The organism is Chryseobacterium sp. AG844 (assembly GCF_003182335.1).
GTDB lineage: Bacteria > Bacteroidota > Bacteroidia > Flavobacteriales > Weeksellaceae > Chryseobacterium > Chryseobacterium cupriresistens.
This window is the reverse complement of record NZ_QGTV01000007.1, coordinates 72,559-89,752: the sequence shown is the minus strand read 5'-3', so window position 1 is coordinate 89,752 and position 17,194 is coordinate 72,559. Positions and strand designations below refer to the sequence as shown.

At 36.5% G+C, this 17,194-nt stretch carries 18 protein-coding genes; 15 read left to right on the top strand and 3 right to left on the bottom strand.

Translation table 11 applies throughout. From position 1 onward, the window contains the following. The first annotated feature begins 63 nt into the window (after positions 1-63). The 4 genes from DEU40_RS09190 to DEU40_RS09175 all read left to right on the top strand — a co-directional run bounded on the left by DEU40_RS09190 (position 64) and on the right by DEU40_RS09175 (position 3,106). Positions 64-672 carry a TerD family protein gene (locus DEU40_RS09190; protein ID WP_110009574.1) on the top strand — a complete coding sequence of 203 codons (609 nt, stop codon included), beginning with the start codon at positions 64-66 and terminating at the stop codon, positions 670-672. Positions 673-757: 85 nt separating this feature from the next. After that, the gene (locus DEU40_RS09185) at positions 758-1,798 is read left to right on the top strand and encodes a TerC/Alx family metal homeostasis membrane protein (protein ID WP_110009573.1); all 1,041 of its coding nucleotides are present in this window, start codon (positions 758-760) and stop codon (positions 1,796-1,798) included. A gap of 363 nt (positions 1,799-2,161) precedes the next feature. After that, a complete protein-coding gene (locus DEU40_RS09180) occupies positions 2,162-2,689 on the top strand; it encodes a TetR/AcrR family transcriptional regulator (RefSeq protein WP_110009572.1) in 528 nt (175 codons plus the stop codon). A gap of 3 nt (positions 2,690-2,692) precedes the next feature. Next, entirely contained in the window at positions 2,693-3,106 is a 414-nt protein-coding gene (locus DEU40_RS09175; RefSeq protein WP_110009571.1) for a DUF1348 family protein, read from the top strand. Positions 3,107-3,211: 105 nt separating this feature from the next. On the opposite strand, the gene DEU40_RS09170 is transcribed toward DEU40_RS09175, so the two are convergent. Beyond that, positions 3,212-4,219 carry a catalase gene (locus DEU40_RS09170; RefSeq protein ID WP_110009570.1) on the bottom strand — a complete coding sequence of 336 codons (1,008 nt, stop codon included), beginning with the start codon at positions 4,217-4,219 and terminating at the stop codon, positions 3,212-3,214. A 296-nt stretch (positions 4,220-4,515) separates the two neighbouring features. On the opposite strand from DEU40_RS09170, the gene DEU40_RS09165 reads away from it, so the two are divergent. From DEU40_RS09165 to DEU40_RS09145, 5 genes are all read left to right on the top strand, one after another. Next, positions 4,516-4,950, top strand: coding sequence for an FKBP-type peptidyl-prolyl cis-trans isomerase (locus DEU40_RS09165; RefSeq protein WP_052198510.1), 435 nt, complete (start codon positions 4,516-4,518; stop codon positions 4,948-4,950). Between the two features lie 134 nt (positions 4,951-5,084). Beyond that, positions 5,085-6,035 (top strand): hypothetical protein, encoded by a 951-nt coding sequence (locus DEU40_RS09160; RefSeq protein ID WP_110009569.1) that lies wholly within the window; start codon positions 5,085-5,087, stop codon positions 6,033-6,035. A gap of 65 nt (positions 6,036-6,100) precedes the next feature. Continuing rightward, complete coding sequence (locus tag DEU40_RS09155) at positions 6,101-6,511, top strand: Rrf2 family transcriptional regulator (protein ID WP_110009568.1); 411 nt, start codon at positions 6,101-6,103, stop codon at positions 6,509-6,511. A 59-nt stretch (positions 6,512-6,570) separates the two neighbouring features. Then, positions 6,571-7,224: an NAD(P)-dependent oxidoreductase gene (locus tag DEU40_RS09150; protein ID WP_110009567.1), complete on the top strand. Its 654-nt coding sequence runs from the start codon at positions 6,571-6,573 to the stop codon at positions 7,222-7,224. Positions 7,225-7,241: 17 nt separating this feature from the next. Then, positions 7,242-8,414, top strand: coding sequence for an MBL fold metallo-hydrolase (locus DEU40_RS09145; RefSeq protein ID WP_110009566.1), 1,173 nt, complete (start codon positions 7,242-7,244; stop codon positions 8,412-8,414). A 312-nt stretch (positions 8,415-8,726) separates the two neighbouring features. Here the strand turns inward: DEU40_RS09145 and DEU40_RS09140 are convergent, their stop codons facing one another. After that, complete coding sequence (locus DEU40_RS09140) at positions 8,727-9,758, bottom strand: M23 family metallopeptidase (protein ID WP_110009565.1); 1,032 nt, start codon at positions 9,756-9,758, stop codon at positions 8,727-8,729. A gap of 225 nt (positions 9,759-9,983) precedes the next feature. On the opposite strand from DEU40_RS09140, the gene DEU40_RS09135 reads away from it, so the two are divergent. The 4 genes from DEU40_RS09135 (at position 9,984) to DEU40_RS09120 (ending at position 14,126) form a co-directional block, all read left to right on the top strand. Continuing rightward, complete coding sequence (locus DEU40_RS09135) at positions 9,984-11,024, top strand: NAD(P)H-dependent glycerol-3-phosphate dehydrogenase (protein ID WP_110009564.1); 1,041 nt, start codon at positions 9,984-9,986, stop codon at positions 11,022-11,024. Positions 11,025-11,280: 256 nt separating this feature from the next. After that, positions 11,281-12,786 (top strand): malate dehydrogenase (quinone), encoded by a 1,506-nt coding sequence (gene mqo / locus DEU40_RS09130; RefSeq protein WP_110009563.1) that lies wholly within the window; start codon positions 11,281-11,283, stop codon positions 12,784-12,786. Between the two features lie 63 nt (positions 12,787-12,849). Continuing rightward, the gene (locus DEU40_RS09125; RefSeq protein ID WP_110009562.1) at positions 12,850-13,251 is read left to right on the top strand and encodes a hypothetical protein; all 402 of its coding nucleotides are present in this window, start codon (positions 12,850-12,852) and stop codon (positions 13,249-13,251) included. Positions 13,252-13,259: 8 nt separating this feature from the next. Further along, positions 13,260-14,126 carry an AadS family aminoglycoside 6-adenylyltransferase gene (locus DEU40_RS09120; protein ID WP_110009561.1) on the top strand — a complete coding sequence of 289 codons (867 nt, stop codon included), beginning with the start codon at positions 13,260-13,262 and terminating at the stop codon, positions 14,124-14,126. Positions 14,127-14,128: 2 nt separating this feature from the next. Here the strand turns inward: DEU40_RS09120 and DEU40_RS09115 are convergent, their stop codons facing one another. Further along, positions 14,129-15,709, bottom strand: a complete 1,581-nt coding sequence (locus DEU40_RS09115) for a GMC family oxidoreductase N-terminal domain-containing protein (RefSeq protein WP_110009560.1) — start codon at positions 15,707-15,709, stop codon at positions 14,129-14,131. A 447-nt stretch (positions 15,710-16,156) separates the two neighbouring features. Between DEU40_RS09115 and DEU40_RS09110 the strand changes: the two genes are divergently transcribed. Together DEU40_RS09110 and DEU40_RS09105 are read left to right on the top strand one after the other, a co-directional pair. Next, entirely contained in the window at positions 16,157-16,357 is a 201-nt protein-coding gene (locus DEU40_RS09110; RefSeq protein WP_110009559.1) for a hypothetical protein, read from the top strand. Between the two features lie 21 nt (positions 16,358-16,378). Then, positions 16,379-17,179, top strand: coding sequence for a GLPGLI family protein (locus tag DEU40_RS09105; RefSeq protein WP_110009558.1), 801 nt, complete (start codon positions 16,379-16,381; stop codon positions 17,177-17,179). The last annotated feature ends 15 nt before the right edge of the window (positions 17,180-17,194 follow it).

Here is a 17,194-nt window from a genome sequence, read left to right as displayed (position 1 = left end):
ATTTGAAAAGCAAAGAAGATTTCCTTTTTTGCCAAAAAGTAAATAACAACTAAATATAGAAAGATGGCTATCAACTTACAAAAAGGTCAGAGAATTAACCTTAAAAAAGAAAATGGAGCTGAGCTTTCCCAGGCTTGTGTAGGAATCAACTGGGGAGCAATCGAAAAGAAAGGATTTTTCGGAACAAAGAAAGAAGCAGTAGACTTAGACGGAAGCTGTATTTTATATGATTCAAACAAAAACGTTACTGAAGTAATCTATTTCGGAAATCTTAAATCAAGAAACGGATCTGTAAGACACAGCGGAGACGACCTTACCGGTGACGTAAACGGAGATGACGGATTGGATAATGAAGTAATCACGGTAGATTTCAGCCAGCTGGAACCGAATGTGGAGCATGTGGCAATGGTACTGAACAGCTACAGAGGTCAGGATTTCGGAACCATTCCTTTTGCTTCTATCCGTATTTATGAAGGATCACCTACCAATGTGAGAGAAATTTTTGCAAAATATGATATTGCGAATGATGCTTCTTTCAGCGGACACGTTGCCATGGTAATGGGTGTTTTCTACAAGAGAAACGGAGAATGGAAATTCAATGCGATCGGAGATCCTACAGCGGATAAAAAACTGGAGCAGACGATTCAGACAGTGCAGATGAATTACTTATAATCAATTGTCAATCAAAAGATAAATAAAATAGCAATATTTGTACTCTGTGCATCTATTGCTTTTATCATATAATAACATAACTCAAGTGGAACATCAAAGTATTTTAGAACTGCACCCAGGTCTGGTGTGGGGATTTGCAGTAACGGTGGTTATCATGCTGCTCCTGGACTTAGGGGTATTTAATAAAAAAAGTCACGAAGTCTCTTCCAAAGAAGCTACCATCTGGTCTATCGTATGGATTTCGCTTTCCATGGTTTTTTCAGGGGTGGTATATTGGGTATTCAATACCGATGGAAGTCCTGAAAGCCATGCTTTGGCTGTAGAAAAATTTACGCAGTATCAGGCTGCTTATTGGATTGAAAAAGCCCTGTCTGTGGATAATTTATTTGTATTTATCCTCGTTTTCGGGTTCTTTAAAGTTCCTAAATATCTTCATCACAAAGTCCTTTTCTGGGGGATTATCGGAGCGCTGATCTTCAGAGCCATATTCATCTTTGCAGGAGTAGGACTGATCAATCTTACCTATCTTCCTGAAATGAATATCTTCGGTGAAGCAGTGAAAATCAACGTAGTCATGACCTTATTCGGATTATTCCTTGTCTATGCAGGAATCAAATCCTGGGGTGACGGTGACGATGATGACGATGAAGATTACAGCAATACGGCAGGAGCAAAGCTGATCAAAAGTTTCTGGAAAGTTTCTGATAATTACGACGGAGATAAATTCTTTACCATTCAGAACGGAATTAAAATGGCAACTCCTCTTTTAGTGGTAGTAGGAGTTATTGAATTTACGGACGTTCTTTTCGCTGTAGATTCCATCCCGGCGATCTTTGCAATCTCAAATGACCCGTTCATCCTTTATACATCGAATATCTTTGCTATTTTAGGATTAAGATCATTATATTTCCTGTTAGCGAACTTTATTCATATGTTCAGCAAACTTCCATACGGATTGGCGATTATCCTCTCCTTCATTGGAGTTAAGATGCTTATTGCGCCATGGATTCATATTCCGTCTCCGGTTTCATTAGGAATCGTAGGAGGTGTATTGGTGATCTCTGTTCTTTTATCCGTTATCTTCCCTGAAAAAGAAGATGAGAAGAAAGAAGAACTGGAAGAGTAATCCTATTTAAAATATACTATCAAGCCTCTGGAATCTATTTCTGGAGGCTTTTTCTATTCATATTCTTAGTTGGACAACGCAAAGGCGCAAAGAAGATAAAAATTATGCTGCTTTTTAAGACGCAAGAAAATCAAAGATTTTCAGCAAGATTACTTGACAATTACCGGTTTCATTCAAAGCCTTTCTTAGCATTATTAAGTTTTATCGGAGATAAAATCTTTGTGCCTTAAATATGTGAAACCTATAAAAATTTAGCGCCTTTGCGCTTTCCAAAATTCTCAAAAAAAAATTTTAAAAATAAAATAGACAGACTGGTCTGTATATTGTTTTTTTTCATACATTTGTTCCAGAAAAGAAAAGCATATGAAATCTCCAAAAGAAAGAATCATAGAAACTACATTTCAATTGTTTGCCAGACAGGGTTATAACTCAACCGGAATCAATCAGATTATTTCCGAAGCTGAAGTTGCCAAAGCAAGCTTTTATCAGCATTTTAAATCCAAAGAAGATCTGTGTGTAGAATTTCTGAAGGTGAGACATGAGTATTGGTTTGGTGAGCTCAATCACTTTACAGCAAAAGAAAAAAGCTTAAAATCCAAGATCATCAATGCTTTCGATTTCCTTGTGTATATGAACGAAAAGGAAAATTTCAGAGGATGCAGCTTCCTGAATATTCTTTCAGAAATACCAATGGATAATACTAAAATTCTGAGTGTTATTCAGTCTCATAAAGCCGATCTCAGAAACTTCTTTTCAGAATTGCTGAATAATGATGAGCTTTCCGATCATGTCTACATGCTTTTTGAGAGCAGTATCATAGAAAGCCAGCTTTTTAAATCCAATGAACTCATTGAAAAATCAAAAAAAATAGTTACCAATTTAATACAATAAGTTATGGAACAGAAACATCCGCTTCCGCCTTTCACTCTTGAAACGGCACTGGAAAAAATTCAACTGGCAGAAGATGCCTGGAACAGTCAGGATCCCGAAAAGGTTTCCAAAGCATATACCATTGACAGCGAATGGAGAAACAGAGATACATTCGTGAATGGAAGAGAAGAAATTGTAGCTTTTCTTCAGAAAAAATGGGAAAAAGAACTTCATTATCATCTTAAAAAAGAATATTGGGCACACACCAACAATCGTATTGCCGTTCGCTTTGAATATGAATATCAGACCAAAGAGGGAAACTGGTTCAGGGCATACGGAAACGAAAACTGGGAGTTTGATGAGAACGGACTGATGGCGAAAAGATACGCAAGCATCAATGATCTGGCTATCCGGGAAGAAGACCGAAAGTTTAAATAAAATGTAAAGACTGTTATGCCAACAGTCTTTTATTTTCAGTTGGATCAATCTTTTTCACATCACATGCAAAAATTCATCATTCATAACTCGTCAGTCATCATTATTTTAACTGTTTTTCCCATGCAGTAACTTATTAATTTTCCTTCTGGTCTGCACAGAAACTTTATACGCTTCATCTCGCAGTTTCTGTATTTTTCCCACAGGCTGAAAGAATATCTTACTTTCAAAAGGATTGAATGATAACAGCTCATTTGTACAGTTCCGCTCATCCAGCAGAGAGCCTTTATTTATTGTAACCTCACCGATTTTGATAAAAGGAGAATTTTTCCACTCCACATTCAGTTTGTTGACAGGCTGGTCTTTCAGGTCATAACATATCTGTATCAGGACATCTGCAGTAAAGTCATGGGTTTGAAGATAATTTTTTAAAGAATCCTTGACCTTTTGTTTTTTTCCAATGTTCTTATCCACAGATTGAGGAGACAGTTTTATTTTGATGATATGATCTCCAAGCCGGTAAGCTCCTATAGAATGATAGTCGAATGAAAGAATAAAATCATTTCTTTTACGAAGGAGTTTAATCATATTACGAACCATATCAGCTGTTAGCAGGGAAGGAGTTATTTTAATCATCTGAAGCAGCAGTGTAAACAAACTGCTCCATTTTTTGGTGTAAAATCTGTTGACCGCAGTAAACAGTTTCAAAAAATTTGAAACAGAATTCATAGGAAACAGGGGAAAATTCACCAATGGATAATTGGCAAGAAGCCCACCGCTTTCATCCTTGATCTGCACGGCAAAGCCATAAGCCGGAATATCTTTTTTTGCATTCTTAATTTTCAGCTGAGCATTGGAAAACCGTATAGTCAGATCAAATTTTTCCTTATCAAAAAAAGGCTGCAGTGATTCCGGAATATCAGGTTCTATGTGGAATGTACCTTTTGCTGCCGCATACGTTTTGGCATGGGCATTTCTGGTAGCATAGTTGACATCGCTGATGGAAGAGGATTGTTCAACAAAATCTGCTATTGTTTTTTTATTGATTTCCAGAAGCTTTTTTTCCTCTTCATTCAGTTCATCAAACTTCTTATTATATTTTAGTGGATTTGGCATTTAGTTTTTAAAATCCAATTATAACGCCAAGTTTCGAAATCTGTGTTAAATAAGTATTACAATTGTTTGAATTTTGTGGAAAAGCTCTTTGAAAATCAAAAATGTAAGACTATATGATTAATGAATATTGAAAAATAATATTTTTAACTTGTTGATTATTAGTGTTTATTTATTTTTAATGAGAATGAATTAAAGTCATTTTCTTTGAGAGGAAAATACTTCCGGCTTTTAAACTTCGCTTATCTTGCTCCCATCTTCCAAACCCAAAAAGCCTTATCTTTGTAAAAAATTATAATATGGGAGTAGCAGATATGTTATTTAAACGCAAAAAGGAATTAGCAGAAAAGAACCTGAAAGACGGTAAAGAATATATGGAAGAGTATGGTAAAAGAGAAAGCGTTGTGCAGTTACCAAGCGGCTTGCAGTATGAAATCATTACAGAAGGCGACGGCCCGAAACCAGGACCCAAATCAACTGTAAAATGCCATTACCATGGAACTACTATTTCAGGGAAAGTATTCGACAGTTCTGTAAAAAGAGGTACACCTGCATCTTTCCCTTTAAACAGAGTTATTTCCGGATGGACGGAAGCGCTTCAGCTAATGCCTGTTGGCAGCAAATGGAGACTGATTATTCCTCCGCACTTAGCGTATGGAGATCAGGAAATCAGCAAAGAAATCGGGCCTAACAGTACGCTCGTTTTTGAAGTTGAACTGCTGGATATTAAATAATCCTTCTTAAAAATAGATTAAAAATTTACCTGATTTCAGGTAAATTTTTTTATTTGTATTATATTCGTATAGGAGAATTGTGAAAATGGAGAAATTTATTTTGCAATATACCTGATAACACAAAAAATCACTGAATGAAAAAACTTTTTTACCTATTGATTGTTTTCGGGCTTCTTACTTCCTGTGTTTCCAGGAAGAATCAGGCTATTCAACAGAATATTCTCACATTGAAAGACAGCTACTGTAAAGCGCCGTTCAAATATAACTACAGCAACAAACTTCCGTCTTATAATTCAGATTCTATTTTAGCAGCCAACAAAGAATTAAAAGAGGTTTTTTCTGACCAGAGTATTCTTATCTTAAACGCACTGGATAATCTGGATGAAGTTCATCAGATTATTGATCTTAAAAAAGATTCATCCCTTGCTTCCCAGGTTAAGGTTTTACAATTGAAGACAAAAATAAACAGCAAAATAACGATTGCTCTTACGGAACTGGATGCAGTAGCCGCAGAGTTTGACTGTGAAGGAGAAAGAGTAGCCCAGATTGGAAATTATGTGGATAACTTAAATTCATCAAGAAATAATAAGCTTATTTTATATTCAATTGTTGCAGGAGCAGCAGCTTCAATAGCAGGAGGAATTGTACATGATCAAGGCTGGAGTAATGCCATCGATATAGGCGGAGGGGTTCTGGGAGCAGGTTTTGGTTTAGCTACCCTTAATCCTAAAGGTAAAAAAGTAGAATTTATCCACCAGAGAAATCTTTTGAGAGATATCTGGAGAGAAAAACTGGAGTCGCCCAATTTTCCCCCCTTTATCTGGTATATGTACACAGAGAAAAAGTTTTCCAATAAAGAAGAGCATTCCATTATCGGGAATATGAAACAGAGGTGGCTGCATTACCAGTTTGATGATAGTAAGGAAGCGGCGGATAAATCTGTGATTTTCAGTGATGGAGGTTTTTATAGAGCAGATGATCTTCACAACCGTGCAGCCATGCTGAATCAGATGCAGTCGGCAACCCGTACCATTAATCAGAATATCAATTATCTGTTACTGGATCTGGATAAATTAATCCTTTAAGAAAAATTTAACTGTAATAAATTTTGTTACATTTAAAAAATGTGTATCTTTGCCCTGTAATTACAATGAACAATACAAGATTTGCTACGGCAGTACATATTATGACATTATTGGCGAAAAGTCCTCAGGAGTGGCTTACTTCTGACTGGATGGCCGGTAGTATCAATGTGAATCCGGTGATTATCCGAAAGGAGATCAGCGTATTGAGAGAAGCAGGCCTGATTATCAGCAGACAGGGAAAAGAAGGAGGAAGCCAGCTTGCAAAGAATGCTGAAACGATCACTATTTCTGAGATCTATAAAGCAGTAAAAAATACAGAAGTATTAGGTAAAAAAAATCAGAATCCCAATCCGGCATGCAGTGTTGGAAAAGAGATCAACAATCATTTAAAGACACTATTTGAAGAAACACATCAATTGGTTGTAAACTTTTTAGGAGACAAGTCACTACAGGAATTCACTGACCAGTTTGAATAAAGATTTTTTAGCCTTAAATGTAACAAAATTTATTACAATTTAAATAAAAATAAAACATTATGAAAAAAGTAGCAGTAATCGGTGCAACAGGATTTGTAGGAGCACACGTAGTATCAGAATTAGCAGACAGAGGATATGTGGTAGAAGCATTGGTAAGAGATGCATCAAAAGTGAAAACACAGGAAAATGTAACTGCAAAAAGTGTTGATGTAAACAATGTAAACGAACTGGCTGAGGCATTGAAAGGAAGTGATGCGGTAATCAGTACATTCAATGCAGGATGGACCAACCCTAACCTTTACAACGATTTTTTAAACGGTTCCGAGAACATTGAAAAAGCTGTAGAACAGTCGGGAGTAAAAAGACTGATTGTAGTAGGTGGAGCAGGAAGCCTTTACACACCGGATAACGTACAGATTGTAGATACTCCTGATTTCCCGGAAGCTTATAAACCAGGGGCAACAGCGGCAAGAGATTATTTAAACAAGATCAAAGAGAATAATACGTTGGATTGGACATTCTTCAGCCCTGCTATCGAAATGAATCAGGCTAATGTAGGAGAAAGAACAGGAAAATACAGAACATCACTGGAAACTCCGGTATTTGATGAAAACGGAAGAAGCCGTCTTTCTGTAGAAGATGTAGCAGTAGTTCTGGTAGATGAATTGGAGCAGAACAACCATATCCGTGAACGTTTTACAGCAGCTTACTAATCAATAAAAGAACAGAAATGATACAAAAAAAATTATGGTCGTTATTAGCACTATTGGGATTTATCAGCATATTTGCAGGGAATCTCAAAGTGAAAGTTTATAATCCGGGAACCAAAGCTATTTTTCCTATTACATCTACCATTATTTATGGAGATAAAGAAGCCATATTGATAGATGCTCAGTTTCAGAAACAGTATGCAGAACAGCTGGTAAAAGAAATAAAAGCAACTGGAAAGAACCTGAAAACAGTCTTTATTTCTCACAGTGATCCTGATTTTTATTTTGGATTGGATGTGATTAAAAAAGCTTTTCCCAATGCTAAAATTATCTCAACGGCACAGACTGCTTATCTTATATCAGCTTCAAAAGATGATAAAATGGGAGTCTGGAAACCACAACTGAAGGCAGATGCACCATCGGAAATTATAATTCCAGAAGCAGTTACTTCAATTCCTGATCTTGAAGGAAATAAAATTGAAATCAGACAAAATCCTGAAGATCCTGCACATAGCTTTCTTTGGATTCCGTCCATCAAAACCATTGCAGGCGGGATTTCAGTTTCTGTTGGCTCACATCTCTGGATGGCAGACACTCAGAATGTAAAAGCCATTGATCAATGGATAGGACAGATTGATGCTATGAAAGGTTTGAAACCGGAAAAAGTTATTCCTTCTCATTTTGCAGAATTGTCTACATCACCACAGTCTCTTGATTTTGTGAAAGGTTATCTGGAAAATTACAAGCAGGCAGTAACAGAGAACAAAACTACAGCTGCAATTGTAGATTTCATGGTAAAAAAATATCCTGATCTGCCTGGAAAAGAAGAATTGGAAATGGGAGTAAAGGTTTATCTTAAAGAAATGGACTGGGATCTGAAATCACCCTATCCGGCAATCGGACATAAAGTGGAAGTGGACTTTGGAGAAGTTAAATTCGTTCTTGATTTTAAAGATAATAAAACCATGACATTCACAGGAACAGCCGGAAGTTCAAAAAACAGTACAGATACTGTAGAATATACTGCCGTAGAAGTAGCAAAAAATGTTTTTATGGTCTACTGGCATGAGCCACACCTTGGTTTCAATGTAACCCATATTCAGGATTATAATAAAAATATCATCTACTCGAATATTGCAGGTCCGGACGGTACATTCACCCATCCGAAAGGAACGCTTAAAATCTTAAAGTAAAAAAACAGCTGCATTAGCAGCTGTTTTTTATATCATAAGAATTAACAATGAATATCCTCAACGCTTAGTTAAATCAGCTTGCTGATTCCAACTTTGCCTCCTTAGACTCAAAAGAAAGCAAATTAAAAACTTTGCGTTAAAATAACCTCTCACAGATTTTTCAGATTATGCAGATCGATGATCATGAGAATTATATTCGTGATTCGTTATATTCGTGGAACTATTCGTGTTCTTCGTGTTTAAAAAAGACCTCTAAATGAATACTTTAATTTTTAAAACCAAAAAACTGCCTCACATGAGACAGTTTTCTTTTTATAGATTCATAAACAATTTCGGGTTAATCGGAGTATTGTTTTTGTGTACTTCATAATGAAGATGAGGTCCTGTAGAACGTCCGGAGTTTCCGGATTTTGCAATGACCTGGCCTACTTTTACTTTATCGTTCACCTTAGCAACAAGTTCAGATAAATGTCCGTATAGTGTGGCCAGTCCGTTTCCGTGAGAAACAATCACACAGTTTCCATAGCCTCCTTTTTGTCCGGAGAAAATGACTGTTCCGGCAGCGGCAGCTCTTACATCAGAACCATAGGCAACAGCAATATCCAGTCCTTTATGAAACTGCATCTGATCAGCCTCAGCTGGTGGGTTGTTTTTTTCAGCAACAGCAGTTTTAGTTGAAGGAGCTCCGGAAGCAGCTTTTGTTGTCGTTGCAGGAGCAGAAGTTGCAGCTACAGGAGCCGCTTTTGGGGTAACCATCACTTTTACTTCTCTTTTATTTCCATAGCTGTCAGTAAGCTCTACAATTTTCTCAACGGGTTCGGCTTTTACTTCTGGTTTTGCAGCTGCAACGGCAGCTGGCTTTGTCTCAGTCGCTGCACCAGATTTTACCGAAGCAAAAACAGTTTTGAACGGGATAGGATTTTTTCTTATCCCGAAATTGGACGAAATATAGCCGTCAGTAGGCATTCCTAGAGGAACCTGCATCAGTTTTTTCTGAAGATCCATCAGATACTGGCTGTATCGGTTAGCCTGCTTGGAAAGATAAATAGAATTGGAAATACTGTCCTGGCTGAGCATCATCAGCTTTTCGTTGGTAATGTCTTTGGACTTCAGGAAGGAGTTGAGCTGGGCAACTGTCTGATCTACAAGAGTAAGATCAGTTTTCATTTTTAGATAATCTACACTGTCTTTTTCAGTGTTTATTTTTACAAGGTTCACTTCGTAGGTTTTGTCATCTCTTTCAGAAAAGAGCTTGGCAATGAAGACACCCTGTGCAAAAACTACTAGTAAAAGTCCTCCCAGGAGAATGTTTACGTTCTTCTTGCTGCTTAGAAATTTTTTCATATTTCTTCTCTTAGTCAATTTAAAACGGTTTTGAAGCTGCAAATTTAAATAAAAATAAGTTTTGTAAGTTATTTTTATTTAAAATTCAGTTTTTTCTGTATTTAACGGCTAATTAACTATTTAATTGTGTTGAAGTGTTAATTTTTTCAGAAAATGGCTTTTATCATAGTTTCAAAGCCCGCGTTACGTCTTTGTTTTAATATCTTTGCAGTTCACATTCCAATTATGGCTAAAAAGAAAATTATTTCAGAATCTTCGAATCCAAAAAAGAATAAAAAGGATATTTCTGTAGGAGTTGTAGGAAGCGGAAGTTTTGCAACCGCTATCGTAAAAATGCTTGTTGAAAACTGTAAAGTTGTACACTGGTGCGTAAGAAATGAATTTGTAAAAGGAGCTATCGAGCTGCGCGGGCATAACCCAACCTATCTTACGGCGGCACATTTTAATCTTAAAAGTTTAAAACTGACAACAGATATTAACGAGCTGGTATCTGCCTGTGATGTTATTGTGCTGGCAACACCATCTATTTACCTGTCCGATACTCTGGATAAGATGACATGTGATTATTCAGATAAAATCTTTATCTCTGCGATTAAAGGAATTATCCCAAAAGTAAATGATGTGGTGGCGCATTATCTGCGTGATGAATTTAAAATTGGCTTCAGAAACCAGGCTGTTATTGCAGGACCTTGTCATGCCGAAGAGGTAGCCATGGAAAGACTTTCTTATCTTACGATTGCGGCAGTAGAAGATGAAACTGCTGAAAAACTTGAAGGAATATTCAGCTCAGATTTTATCAAAGTGCATACAAGCAAAGATATTTTAGGAAATGAATACAGTGCGATCCTTAAGAACATTTTTGCCATCGGAGCAGGAATTGCCAGTGGATTAGGATATGGAGATAACTTTACAGCCGTATTTGTTTCCAACGCAATCCGTGAAATGGAAACTTTCCTAGAAGCGATTTATGAAGCACCAAGAGATGTGAACGAAAGTGCCTATCTGGGTGACCTTTTGGTAACGGCGTATTCACTTTTCTCAAGAAACAGAAACCTTGGAAACCTGATCGGAAAAGGATATACCGTGAAGTCTGCCATTCAGTCCATGAACATGGTAGCAGAAGGATATTACGCAGCAGATTCCATTTATAAGACAGCGAAACAGAAAAACCTTAAACTCCCGATTATTGATACGGTATATGCTATTTTGTATGAAGGTAAAAATGCTGAAAAGCAGTTTAAAAAACTGACCGCAAAATTGAATTAAAATGGAGCTGGAATAAAAGCCCGTTAAACATACATAGAAAAACTTAGGCAGTAAATGCTTAAGTTTTTTTATTGACTAATCCTGGCAGCGACCCGTACTGCTATTTTATATTATCAATCATTTCAATGGTACTTTATTGAAATTTTCCATGGTTTTTTGTTGTGTACTCAAGAAGTCTTTTGAACAAAAAAATAACGGATTAAATCGTGCTGATTTTTAAAACTTTTCCCGAAATTTGAAGTAAAATTTTAAAATTATGTCACAATCGCTTACAAGCAGAACACCGAAACCTAAATACGACGTTGTACTGATAGGCGGCGGAATCATGAGCGCCACTTTAGCAACGCTGCTTCATGAATTTGATCCAAATCTTGAAATTGCTATCTTCGAAAGACTCGGAAGGTTTGCCAAAGAAAGTACAGCTGCATGGAACAACGCCGGAACAGGCCACTCCGCTTTTTGTGAGCTCAACTATACCCCTGAAAAACCGGACGGATCTATTGATATTACCAAAGCCGAAAGCATTGCAGAGCAGTTTGAAATTTCAAAACAATTCTGGTCCTATCTGATTACCAAAGGATATATCCGTGAACCTAAAGAATTTATCAATTCCTGTGCTCATATGAGTCTGGTATTCGGAGAAAAAGATGCTGAATACCTTAAAAAACGCCACGATAAAATGGCAGAGTCTGTTCTTTTTTCAGGAATGGAATTTTCTACAGATCACGAAAAACTGAAAGAATGGATTCCTCTGGTAATGAGTAAACGAAATCAGTCTGAAGTAATGGCAGCAACGAAGATGGATATGGGAACAGATGTAAACTTCGGAACATTGACGAGAAAAATGGGAAGACATCTTCTGGAAGATTCTAATGTTGAGGTTTTCTTATACCACGAAGTAAAAGATATCAGCCCTAGAGAAAACGGTACATGGGAAATGAAAGTGAAAGACAGAATCCATAGCCACAAACAGGAAGTGGTAGCAGATTTTGTATTTATCGGTGCGGGAGGATACGCGCTTCCCCTACTGGACAGCTCAGATATTAAAGAAAGTGAAGGATACGGAGGCTTCCCGGTTTCAGGGCAGTGGCTGGTAAGTCATAATCAGGAACTGGTTGAAAAGCACCATGCTAAAGTATATACTCAGGCTACGGTAGATGCTCCGCCAATGTCTGTTCCACACCTTGATCTTAGGATTATTGATGGAAAAAAAGCGCTTCTTTTCGGACCTTTTGCAGGATTCTCAACCAAATTTTTAAGAGAAGGAAGTTATCTTGACCTTCCTGAAAGTGTAAATACGAAGAATTTAAGGTCACTTTTTGGAGCATGGTGGCATAATATTCCGCTTACAAAATATCTGATTCAGCAGGTTGCGATGACAAAGTCTCAGAGAATGCAGCATTTGAGAGAATTTATCAAAGATGCTAAAGAAGAAGACTGGGAACTGAAAGTAGCAGGACAGAGAGTTCAGATCATCAAAAAAGATGAAAAAGAAGGTGGTAAACTGGAATTCGGAACTGAGGTGGTCGTAAACAAGAGTGGAACGATTGCTTCCCTGCTGGGAGCTTCACCGGGTGCATCCACAGCCGTATATGCCATGCTGAATGTGCTGGAAAAATGCTTCCCTGAAAAACTGCATGGAGAATGGAAAGCAAAGCTGCTTGAAATGGTTCCTTCCTATGGTCAAAAACTGGCTGATAACCCTGAACTGACTCAGCAAGTAAGAAATTACACCAAAGAAAAATTAGAATTAGAATATTAACATCCATAATGAGCAATAAGTAATCCTATTATTTATTGCTCATTACTTATTACTTATAAAAAGGTGGAAGAAGTAATTGTAAAACCAGTCATTGCCAAGGAACTCCTTGAATCTCTTCAGGCGAAAACAGAAGAGGAGAGCCAGGTTATTGTACACTGTTGCTTTCCGGCATCTCCATTCTTAGGAAACCTGATCAGAATCTGGCATTCAACCTATCTTTTTGACAATCAGTCTGAGCATAGAAGCAAAATGATTCATGCGGAAAACATTTCAATTTCCCCATACTGGACACCGGTTCCCTTTATGAAAGACTTTTGGTTTACCCTGATCTTTTCCGGGCTGCCAAAAGACTGCAAAAGTTTTGATCTGAAAGAAGTTATTCCTGAGGAAGGTGGCTTTTTTGTAGAATCAATTAAAAGAAACTCTTCTGATGTGTATCGTGTCAAAATATCAGAGTCTTATTAATTATTAATATGAAAGTAAGGGAAGAAAAGCTGGAACGGATTATTCATTGGGCTGAAAACAATCCTGATATCCGGGCTGTTCTCCTGACCAGCTCATTGGTAAACCCTTATGCTCCGGTAGATGATTTCAGTGATCTTGATATAGAGCTTGTTTTTGAAAACAGAACATCTTATGAATCGGGAAATGAATGGATCAGCCTTTTTGGTGAGCCTATTTCCATGATTGAAGAAGATGATCGTGTTTTTGACGGGAAGCATGCTATGAAAATGGTCTTATATAAAGATCATGTAAAAGTGGATTTTAAGCTGTATCAGGTATCGGAATTTATTGAAGAAATCAATCAGGAAAACCTTCCCGAAGATTGGGATGTTGGCTATAAAGTTTTAATAGATAAAGATGATCTGACTGAAAATCTTAAACTGCCAACGTATCAGTCAATAATGATTCAGCAGCCGACGGAAAAAGAATTTCAGCAGCTGATGAATGATTTTTGGTGGGATACAACCTATGTGGCAAAGTGCCTGAAGCGTGGAGATATTTTTTACGCCAAATTTATGTCCGAAAATATTCTTCGTACAGATTATCTTGTTCCCTTAATTGAATGGTATATTGCTGGAAATTATAACTGGAACATGATCACAACCAATAAACATGGAAGACTCTTCAAAAAATATCTCTCATCTGATTTATGGAATAAAGTGGAAAAAACTTTCTCCGGCAGCGATATTGAAGAAAACTGGAATGCATTGTTTGCCTATGCAGATCTGGTTCATGAGTTGGGAACTTCACTGGCTGAAAAGCTTCATTTTATCTATCCGTCAAAGCTGGAGGATGATATTCGGAACTATCTTAAGAATGTGAAGACAATGTCTTAATTTCAGGCAAATTCATTCTGTTTAATAAGGTTTTCAATACAATATTCTGCAATAGCCGTAATAGTTACAAACGGATTCACACCAATGGTTCCCGGAATTAAAGATCCGTCCAGTACATATAGATTCTCATGATCTTTTAGCTTTCCATATTCGTTGGTAGCTTCACCAAGGACACACCCTCCAAGCGGATGATAACAGATATCTGCTCCAAAACCATTATTAAAAAGTAAATGGCTTCTTGTACCGCCATTAGCCTTATTCATTTTACGGATAAAATATTGGGCATTTTCTCTCATTTTAGCGGTATTGCTTTCATCCCAGTTTAATGTCAGGGATTGGCTGGCTTTATGATAAGCAACTTCTCCCTTTTTATCAACCCTGTTGATGAGCAGATACAAAGCAGTAGCCACATCCATTCCCATGGGCAGAGGAGCTATTTCTGTGAAAAACGGATGTTCTGGATCATCCCAGTTGTCAATTCCTCCCACCGGAATGGTGGATTGCTTAGCTCCGGTGCCACCAGACAAAGGCTTCACCCAGTTTCTCCCCGTCATAAAATTTCCGTTATTTCCCCAGTTTTTACCAATCTTTTCATGGATGGGAAATCCGTTCTCTGCATGAGATTGTAACAGAAGTTGTAAAGTGCCCATTGTTCCTGCAGAAAGAATCAGTTTTTTACAGGTAAAGACTTTGTTAGTAAGCAAAGCACCTGAAGTATCAATCTGCTGGACATTCAATGTATAGCTTTTGTCATCGTTCAATTGAATGGTCTGGACCCGATGAAGGTCAAGAATTTCTAAATTTCCTGTTTCCAGTGCTTTTCTGAGGTAGGTTTTATCTAAACTGTTTTTTCCGTGGTTATTTCCATAGATCACTTCAGTATTGAGAGCAGAGCGGGGAACTTCATTTCTGAACTCTTTTTCCATATATTTAAAATCATACACATTGGGAACCCGAATGGTTTTAAAGCCAGCTTTGTGAGCTTCTGCTTCACCTACCCGGGTGAATTTATAGTAAGGACAGTCTTTCAGAAACTGTTCATCAATAACATTTACCCTGAGTTCTTCCCGTACCAGAGGAAAATAATGATTATAAAACTTTTCAGCATCAAGATCAGGGAAAACCTCTCTGAAATAGCTTTCTTTGGGAGTGACAGCCATTCCGCCATTCACCAGAGAACCTCCGCCAACCCCTCTTCCTACCCAGATTTTAATATGATCAAAATCCAGACGGTCCAGAGTTCCGGTAAAAGGAGTCAGAGAAAAAATATTCATAAAGGGAGCAATGCTTTTGTTTTTCAGCCATGCAGAGCTTTTTCCGGGTTTCAGCAGATTGGAAAACGGAATTCCTGCTTTTTCCCAGTTAAGACCCATCTCCAGCAGCACTACTTTTTTTCCGGCTTCACAAAGACGCAGAGCTGAAACCGCTCCGCCATATCCACTGCCAATAATAACAATCGGAACATCGTTGTTTTCAACGGTCTGATTGTTTCTTCTTTCCGCTGCATGAAATAATTCGGATTGAAGAAAATAAAATCCTGATATTGCCAGAACACTGGTCTTTATGAAGCTTTTTCTGTCCATGAGCTTTGTTTTTCAAAAAGTATGCTAGATTATCAGAGGTTAATTTTATTTAAAACAGGATTATATTTTTTATTACAATTTTAACTTTTGTTGGAATGAAAATTCATAGCTTTACTTATAATTTTAAATTCATGAAAAAATATATCATACTCTTTTTACTGCTTCCTCTATGGGTTTTTTCTCAGAAAAAGATTAGATTGCCTAACTTTAAAGTTAGGATTTTTGTCTTTTTAAAAGAAATTTAGTCTTAAATATGACCATGATTCCTTAAATTGCTTAAAGTTAAGAATACAGAATCTTAAACATAAATAGTCTTAAAAATCGATAAAATGAGTAGTAGTTTAAAAGTTTATAGCACTTAGAGATACTTTTCCTTATGCTGTTAAAAATATTGATGATAAGTGGTATTTAATAGATAGAGCATATCAAATAATATCTAAAGAATATGTGCTTTCAGAAAATAAAATTTTTGAAATTTCAAAAATTGCTAACAAGTTAGACGGCAGTCATATCGAAAAGAAAAATGATGTTATTACAGAAATTTGGTTTTATAATGATGGATTGAGAAGAGCATTTGAAAAAAAAGGATATTTAGAATTTTTTTCTGAAAGTATAAATTCAATAAAAAAAATATTAATATCTAATTAATCTCAAATAACGATAGATTCTATGAAAATACCACACAAATTGAAATTTATTTTATTTTTTTTACTACTATCAACATCTATTTTTTCACAAAAGTTTAGCTTTATTTATGAGGCTAAATATAGAACAAGTAAGGAAAAACCTGAAAATATTAATACTGAAAATATGATTTTGGATTTGGAGAATAATACTTCTATTTTTAGAGATTCCATGTCCAGAAATGCTGATTCCCTAAAGCTTATTAATAAAAGTGGAGGCTATATAATGGGGGTTGAAAATCAATTTTATATTAAAAAAGATATCCTTAATAAAAAAATAGAGAAAATTATTACTTACTTAAAGGCAAATTATGTTCTACCGATTGATGAACAGCTAAATTGGAAAATCATACCGGAACAAAAAACTATTGGAAAATATAAATCGCAAAAAGCAGAAGTTAGTTATGGTGGTAGAAACTGGATTGCTTGGTTTACGACGGAATTGCCTTTTAATGATGGTCCCTATATTTTCAATGGATTACCTGGTTTAATCATTTCCATTGAAGATACAGAACATGATTACTCATTCAATTTAATACAGGTAAAAAAAGGCAGCAATTGGTTTGATGTAAGGACAAAAACAATTAAAATCGACTGGACACAATATGAGCAGCTAGGAAAATCATATTATAATGACCCCTGGAATACCAAAACCGCCAAAAAAGTTATATTTACAGATCCTCAGGGAAATGAAAAAGATATGAATGAAATGATCAGAGAAGCGCAAAAATCCATTCTTGAAGAAAATAATCCTTTAGAGTTGAATCACAAAATCAATTATAAATAATATGTGAGTACATTA

Bases quoted from the DNA above. Each gene is read 5' to 3' on its own strand.
- DEU40_RS09190 (WP_110009574.1), top strand. From the start codon at position 64: ATGGCTATCAACTTACAAAAAGGTCAGAGAATTAACCTTAAAAAAGAA.
- DEU40_RS09180 (WP_110009572.1), top strand. From the start codon at position 2,162: ATGAAATCTCCAAAAGAAAGAATCATAGAAACTACATTTCAATTGTTT.
- DEU40_RS09175 (WP_110009571.1), top strand. From the start codon at position 2,693: ATGGAACAGAAACATCCGCTTCCGCCTTTCACTCTTGAAACGGCACTG.
- DEU40_RS09170 (WP_110009570.1), bottom strand. From the start codon at position 4,219: ATGCCAAATCCACTAAAATATAATAAGAAGTTTGATGAACTGAATGAA.
- DEU40_RS09165 (WP_052198510.1), top strand. From the start codon at position 4,516: ATGGGAGTAGCAGATATGTTATTTAAACGCAAAAAGGAATTAGCAGAA.
- DEU40_RS09160 (WP_110009569.1), top strand. From the start codon at position 5,085: ATGAAAAAACTTTTTTACCTATTGATTGTTTTCGGGCTTCTTACTTCC.
- DEU40_RS09155 (WP_110009568.1), top strand. From the start codon at position 6,101: ATGAACAATACAAGATTTGCTACGGCAGTACATATTATGACATTATTG.
- DEU40_RS09150 (WP_110009567.1), top strand. From the start codon at position 6,571: ATGAAAAAAGTAGCAGTAATCGGTGCAACAGGATTTGTAGGAGCACAC.
- DEU40_RS09145 (WP_110009566.1), top strand. From the start codon at position 7,242: ATGATACAAAAAAAATTATGGTCGTTATTAGCACTATTGGGATTTATC.
- DEU40_RS09140 (WP_110009565.1), bottom strand. From the start codon at position 9,758: ATGAAAAAATTTCTAAGCAGCAAGAAGAACGTAAACATTCTCCTGGGA.
- DEU40_RS09135 (WP_110009564.1), top strand. From the start codon at position 9,984: ATGGCTAAAAAGAAAATTATTTCAGAATCTTCGAATCCAAAAAAGAAT.
- mqo (WP_110009563.1), top strand. From the start codon at position 11,281: ATGTCACAATCGCTTACAAGCAGAACACCGAAACCTAAATACGACGTT.
- DEU40_RS09120 (WP_110009561.1), top strand. From the start codon at position 13,260: ATGAAAGTAAGGGAAGAAAAGCTGGAACGGATTATTCATTGGGCTGAA.
- DEU40_RS09115 (WP_110009560.1), bottom strand. From the start codon at position 15,709: ATGGACAGAAAAAGCTTCATAAAGACCAGTGTTCTGGCAATATCAGGA.
- DEU40_RS09105 (WP_110009558.1), top strand. From the start codon at position 16,379: ATGAAAATACCACACAAATTGAAATTTATTTTATTTTTTTTACTACTA.